The sequence below is a fragment of the Mameliella sp. AT18 genome, from assembly GCF_028807275.1.
In the GTDB taxonomy this organism is placed as follows: Bacteria; Pseudomonadota; Alphaproteobacteria; order Rhodobacterales; family Rhodobacteraceae; genus Antarctobacter; species Antarctobacter albus.
This window is the reverse complement of record NZ_JARAMO010000144.1, coordinates 1-5697: the sequence shown is the minus strand read 5'-3', so window position 1 is coordinate 5697 and position 5697 is coordinate 1. Positions and strand designations below refer to the sequence as shown.

Here is a 5697-nt window from a genome sequence, read left to right as displayed (position 1 = left end):
GACCGCAGGGAGACGGGGGCAGCGCCCCCAACCTGCAACCGCTCCCGCCCCGCTCACCCCTTGGGCTTGACCGGGTTGCGATAGCTCATGCGCCGGACAGAGCCGGTCTTGGACCGCATCAGCAGCGTTTCGGTGGTGATCCAGCCGATCTCGCGCTTGATCCCGGGCAAGAGCGATCCCCCGGTCACGCCGGTGGCGGCAAAGATCACATCGGCGGTCACCATCTCGTCCCGGGCATAGATCTTGTCCAGGTCGGTGATCCCCGCCTTGGCCGCACGGCCCCGTTCGTCGTCGTTGCGGAACAGCAGACGGCCATAGATCTGGCCACCCATGCATTTCAGTGCCGCTGCCGCCAGAACGCCCTCGGGTGCGCCGCCGGACCCCATGTACATGTCGATGCCGGTCATATGCGGTTCCGCGCAATGCATGACACCGGCCACGTCGCCGTCGGTGATCAGGCGGATCGAGGCGCCGGTGGCGCGGACCTCTGCAATCATGTCCTCGTGGCGGGGCCGTTCAAGGATGCAGACGGTGATGTCGCTGGGGCCACAGCCCTTTTCCGTGGCCAGGGCCGACACGCGGGTCGCGGGCGGCATGTCCAGCGTCACGATCCCCTCGGGGTAACCCGGGCCGATGGCCAGCTTGTCCATGTAGACATCCGGCGCGTGCAGCATGCTGCCGCGCGGTCCCATCGCGATCACCGTCAGGGCATTGGGCATGTCCTTGGCTGTCAGCGTGGTGCCTTCGAGCGGGTCAAGCGCGATGTCCACGCCGGGGCCTTCGCCATTGCCGACCTCCTCGCCGATGTACAGCATCGGCGCCTCGTCGCGCTCGCCCTCGCCGATGACGACGACACCCTTGATGTCCAGTTTGTTGAGCTGGTCGCGCATGGCATTGACGGCGGCCTGGTCGGCGGCCTTCTCGTCGCCACGACCGATCCAGTCGGCGCTGGCGATGGCGGCCTGCTCGGCCACGCGGGCCAGGCCCAGGGACAACATTCGGTCATTGAAATCGATCGGGGTGGACATCGCCGGTAATCCTTCGTGAGTGCCGCGTCACCTCGTGAGTACCCCGCCGCAGGCAAGGGCCGCAAGGGGATAGAACCGCTTGCACCGACGGCTGCGCCCATTCGCCGAAAGGGGCGGAGTCATCCGATGATCAGAAGGTCATCCATGGCGAAGAAATTGCCCGAAGCCGCAAAGCGCACCTCGTCCACGCTGTCGAAAAGCGCATCGTCGAACTCGACGAATGTCGTGTCCCCCCTGACCAGCGAAACCGTCTGGGTGCCTAGCAGCGCACCATCGTCATAGGCCGAGACCTCCAGCGTCAAACTGCTGGCGAAAGGCGAGGTGAAATAGGCGCTTTCGAGATCGAAGTTGGTTTCGCGCAGGACCGAGACGTCTCCGGCGTTGTTGTTGGCCACGAACATGCCCGATTTCAGCGCGGGATTGTAGGGATTGTTGGCGCGCCCGTCGCTGAGGTAATCCAGGGCATTGACCGTCCCCCATGACCCTGCGAAGCGCAGCCCGCCCGGCCCGCCCGAGACGCCGTTCTCAAAGGTCTGCAGCAGCGGGTTGATGGCATTTTCGCCGTCGTCGAGCCCGAAGATATTTATCGTGACGGGCTGCGTTGTGCGGCCGCCCTCGCCATCCTCGACCGCGAAGATGAAGATATCGCTCAGCATATCGCCGAGGTTCAGGTCCTGCACTTCGGGATTGGTGTTCTCCAGCCGGTAGGTCCAGCCGCCGAAGAGGTCCACCTCGATGGTGCCGTAGTCGCCGATACCGCCCCCTTCGATGGACCATTCAAGCCGCCCGGTGCCGATGTCCACATCCTCGCCCAGAAGCTTGCCAAAAACAGTCAGGATCGTGTCCTCGGTCACCCTCCCCGTGATGTCGCCGGTGATTTCAGGAGCGTCGTTGAGACCCGTGATCGTCGCGGTGACGGTTTCGGTCGCGAAGCTGCCGTTGCCGTCACTGATGGTCACGTCATATGTGAAGGTCAGAACGTCAGTTGCGCCGAGATACTGGAATTCATCGTTCTGAACCGAGAAAGTCCAGGTTGCGGTACCCAGAGCCACACCCGCAGTGTCCGAAAGGACCACGCCGAGAAATCCGAGAGCATCCTCTTCGTTGAATCCCTGAACCGGCCCGTCCATGCCGGTCAGCACCACCTCGACGCTATGGGTGTCCAAAAGATCGACATCCCCGAAGGCGATCTCTCCGGTGTCGGTCAGATAGGGCGTGCTGTCGTCCTCAGTCACCGCCGCGCTGAAATCCGAGGCCGCCAGGTCGATCAAAACCGGGTCGTTGCGCCCCTCTATCACCAGCTCCCGGGTCAGCGTCGTCACGCCGCCCTGACCATCCGACACCTGCACACTCAGCGTTTCAAGCGCGAATTCGTTCACCGCCAGTCCCTGGTAGGAGGTTCCCGGATCGAAGGTCACATCGAAAGAGACGCCGGTGTAATTGCCCACTGTGACCGGGGTCGCGACCGGCACGGACAGGCTGCCGCCGGTCACCGACATGTTGTCCAGCACCACCGTGCCGCCATCCAGGTCGAAAGCGTCGAAAGTGATGTCGAGCGGATCGTCCTCGTTCGCGGTCTGGTCGGTCAACCGCACCAGCGGCGGGTTGTTGACCCCGACATGGAAGATGAAATCCGGGAATTCGAGCGTGCCGATATGCTTGAGCGTATCGATGCCCTCGTCGCCATCGTCAGGCCGGGTATCCTCGACGATCGTGGTGTTCCCCTGCCCGTCCGAAAACAGGAAATCCAGCACCGATCCCTGGTAGACCGCCGTATCGTCGCCGTCATTGCCCCGGATCAGGTCATTTCCGCCACCGCCTTCGACGGTGTCATCTCCGTCACCGGCGTTGATCTCGTCGTCCTCGTCGGATCCGGTAACCCGGTCGTTGCCATCACCCCCGTTGAATTTCGTCGCTTCGGTCCGGTCCGGCGGTGTCAGGATATCGTCTTCGTCCGTGCCATTGACCGGCTTGCCAAATGTATCCCTGGCCATCGCTTCCCCCCCCCCGGGCCTTGGCGTCAGTCCATGCCTCACGACCATGGGCCCGACGCGGACACGTGCTGTCCGCGTCGGCAAGAAAGGCGCCAGCCAAAAAATCGTGAAGAAAGGTTAACCCAGGAAAGTGTTTCTTCAAAACACTTTGATTACGCGACGTCAATTTGGCAGGTGGGCCGGCCGGTCAGACTTCCTCGATCCGCAGCGCCACGGGTGCCGTGATGACGACGCCTGTCGCCTCCATCGCGGCCAGCGCCTGATCCAGCGCATTGCGCGTCGTCTTGTGCGTGACGATCAGCACCGGGGCGCTGTCATCGTTGTGGCCATACTGGCGCATGCGATTGATGGAAACGCCCGCCTCGCCCAGCGCGGTGGCCACCTTGGCCAGCGCCCCCGGCTTGTCCGCCAGGGTCATGCGCAGGTAGTAGGGCGCTGGCGTCGAGGCGCGGGCCGGGACGGCCTCGACCAGGCTTGCGGCCGGACGGCCAAAGGTCGACACCCGCAGACCCCGTGCCACGTCCATGACATCGCCCATGACGGCGCTGGCCGTCGGGCCTTCACCGGCGCCGGCGCCGCGCATGACGATCTGGCCCACTTGGTCGCCCTCGATCACCACCATGTTGGTGCCGCCCTGCAACTGCCCCAGCGGAGAGTTCGCCGGCACCAGGCAGGGCGCCATGCTCTGTTCCAGCCCCCGCCCGGTCATCCGCGCGACGCCCAGCAGCTTGATCCGGAACCCCATGTCGGCGGCCTGGCGAATGTCCTCGATGGTGACGCTGCCGATGCCTTCCAGCTCGACCGCGTCGAAATTGACCTGGGTGCCGAAGGCGATGGAGGACAACAGCGACAGCTTGTGCCCGGCGTCGATCCCGCCCACGTCCAATTGCGGATCGGCCTCGAGGAAGCCCAGGGCGTCAGCCTCGGCAAAGGCCTCGTCATAGGTCAGGCCGCCGTCCTCCATCCGGGTCAGGATGTAGTTGCAGGTGCCGTTCATCACGCCCATTACGCGCTCGATGTCATTGCCGGCCAGGCCCTCGGTCAGCGCCTTGATGACAGGAATGCCACCCGCCACCGCCGCCTCGAAGCGCAGCACCGCGCCATGTGCCTCGGCCAGCGCCGCCAGCGCCTGGCCGTGATGCGCCAGCATCGCCTTATTGGCGGTGACCACGTCCTTACCCGCCTTCAGCGCGGCCTCGACAGCGGCCTTGGCCGGTCCGTCGCTGCCGCCCATGAGTTCGACAAAGACATCCACGTCCTCGCGCGTGGCCAGTGCCACCGGGTCATCCTCCCAGGCATAGCTGGACAGGTTCACGCCGCGATCCTTGTCGCGGGTGCGGGCGGAGACGGCGCTGATCTCGATGCTGCGGCCCGAGCGTTCGGTCAAGAGCTGTGCCTTTTGGCGCACGATCTTGACGACCCCCGTGCCCACGGTCCCCAGACCGGCAATACCTAGACGGAGTGGCTGGGACATGGGCGGGCTCCTTTTTCCCTCGGGGTCAGTTCCGGGTCGGGGTTATCGCCAAGCCTCGCCGGGGACAAGGGCGTCCGGCGTAGCGCGGGCTTTCGACCGTGTCATCCACCCGAGTGATGCGCAAAGACACCGCAGCCGGGGGCCTACTCGGCGCGCAGCGCCGCCGCCTTCTGCCGCAGCCTTGCCAGGCGACCATCGACACCGCGCGGCGCTATATCCACCCGTTGCAGCCGGCTGGCCCGTGCCTTCAGCGCCGCCACGCGCCCCTCGACCACGGCGGCCTCGCCGGGGGTGGCCCTCGGCACGGCGCCGTTCAGCAGCGCATCCAGCGGCAAGAGATCGGGATAGGGGGCGTCCGCCACGCCCGGCGTCTGCCGCGCATCCAGTTCCGGGAACTGGGTGCAGCCGGTCAGTGCCGCAATGACAGCAGCGCAAAGCAGGGGATGATGGAACCGAACCGCCATGTGCCAGTCATGCCCTAGCCCGCGCGGGCTGGCAAGCATCCGGGTTGATCTGAACGCCTGTTCAGATATTGATGACATCATGGCACGCACCCAGGGAAGCCACGCCGGGATCACCGGCCCTCGCATCCGCGAAGCGGCACTGCGCCTCTTTGCCGAACACGGATTTGCCGCCGTCTCGATGCGCCAGATCGCCTCGGCGGTGGGGCTGCAGGCAGGCGCTCTCTACAACTACACGCCCGACAAGCAGGCGCTGCTGTTCTCCCTGATGAAGGAACACATGGACGACCTGCTGGGCGATCTCGCCCGCCTGCCCTCGCAGGACGCGCCGCAGGCCCGTCTTGAATCCTTCGTCCGGTTCCACATCGCCTTTCACCTGGACCGTCCGGAACTGGTCTTCATCGCCTACATGGAACTGCGCAACCTCACGCCCGAGAATTTCCGGGTGATCGAAGGCCTGCGCCGCGACTACGAAGACGCGCTGGAACGGATCCTGAGCGACGGCGTCGCCGCGGGCAGTTTCGAGGTCGCCGATACCAAGCTCGCGACGCTGGCCGTGATCGCCATGCTGACCGGCGTCACCACCTGGTATCGCCCGGACGGCCGCCTGAGTGTCCCCGAGGTGCAGGATCTCTACTGGGACATGGTGCGCAAGTCGGTCTCCGCCTGATGGCGCTCCGTCCGCCCCCCGTCCCGAACCCGGGCTCAGCCTGTTCCTTGGTGACTCCGGAAGCGAAAAA

General features: G+C 65.1%; 5 protein-coding genes. 1 reads left to right on the top strand and 4 read right to left on the bottom strand.

Annotation, left to right across the window (positions count from 1 at the left end; genetic code table 11):
* Positions 1–53 precede the first annotated feature (53 nt).
* From glpX to PVW46_RS14105, 4 genes are all read right to left on the bottom strand, one after another.
* The gene (gene glpX, locus PVW46_RS14120) at positions 54–1028 is read right to left on the bottom strand and encodes a class II fructose-bisphosphatase (protein WP_043146319.1); all 975 of its coding nucleotides are present in this window, start codon (positions 1026–1028) and stop codon (positions 54–56) included.
* A gap of 119 nt (positions 1029–1147) precedes the next feature.
* Positions 1148–3022 (bottom strand): VCBS domain-containing protein, encoded by a 1875-nt coding sequence (locus tag PVW46_RS14115; protein WP_069210136.1) that lies wholly within the window; start codon positions 3020–3022, stop codon positions 1148–1150.
* A gap of 187 nt (positions 3023–3209) precedes the next feature.
* Entirely contained in the window at positions 3210–4496 is a 1287-nt protein-coding gene (locus tag PVW46_RS14110; RefSeq protein ID WP_069210135.1) for a homoserine dehydrogenase, read from the bottom strand.
* A 143-nt stretch (positions 4497–4639) separates the two neighbouring features.
* On the bottom strand, positions 4640–4960 hold the full coding sequence (locus PVW46_RS14105; RefSeq protein WP_052244849.1) for a hypothetical protein: 321 nt from the start codon (positions 4958–4960) through the stop codon (positions 4640–4642).
* A 79-nt stretch (positions 4961–5039) separates the two neighbouring features.
* Here PVW46_RS14105 and PVW46_RS14100 point away from each other — a divergent pair, with 79 nt between their 5' ends.
* Positions 5040–5627, top strand: a complete 588-nt coding sequence (locus PVW46_RS14100) for a TetR/AcrR family transcriptional regulator (protein WP_069210134.1) — start codon at positions 5040–5042, stop codon at positions 5625–5627.
* Positions 5628–5697 lie beyond the last annotated feature (70 nt).

What these genes read in the sequence shown, in the direction of transcription:
- glpX (WP_043146319.1), bottom strand. Translation starts at nt 1,028, where the DNA reads ATGTCCACCCCGATCGATTTCAATGACCGAATGTTGTCCCTGGGCCTG.
- PVW46_RS14110 (WP_069210135.1), bottom strand. Translation starts at nt 4,496, where the DNA reads ATGTCCCAGCCACTCCGTCTAGGTATTGCCGGTCTGGGGACCGTGGGC.
- PVW46_RS14100 (WP_069210134.1), top strand. Translation starts at nt 5,040, where the DNA reads ATGGCACGCACCCAGGGAAGCCACGCCGGGATCACCGGCCCTCGCATC.
- PVW46_RS14105 (WP_052244849.1), bottom strand. Translation starts at nt 4,960, where the DNA reads ATGGCGGTTCGGTTCCATCATCCCCTGCTTTGCGCTGCTGTCATTGCG.
- PVW46_RS14115 (WP_069210136.1), bottom strand. Translation starts at nt 3,022, where the DNA reads ATGGCCAGGGATACATTTGGCAAGCCGGTCAATGGCACGGACGAAGAC.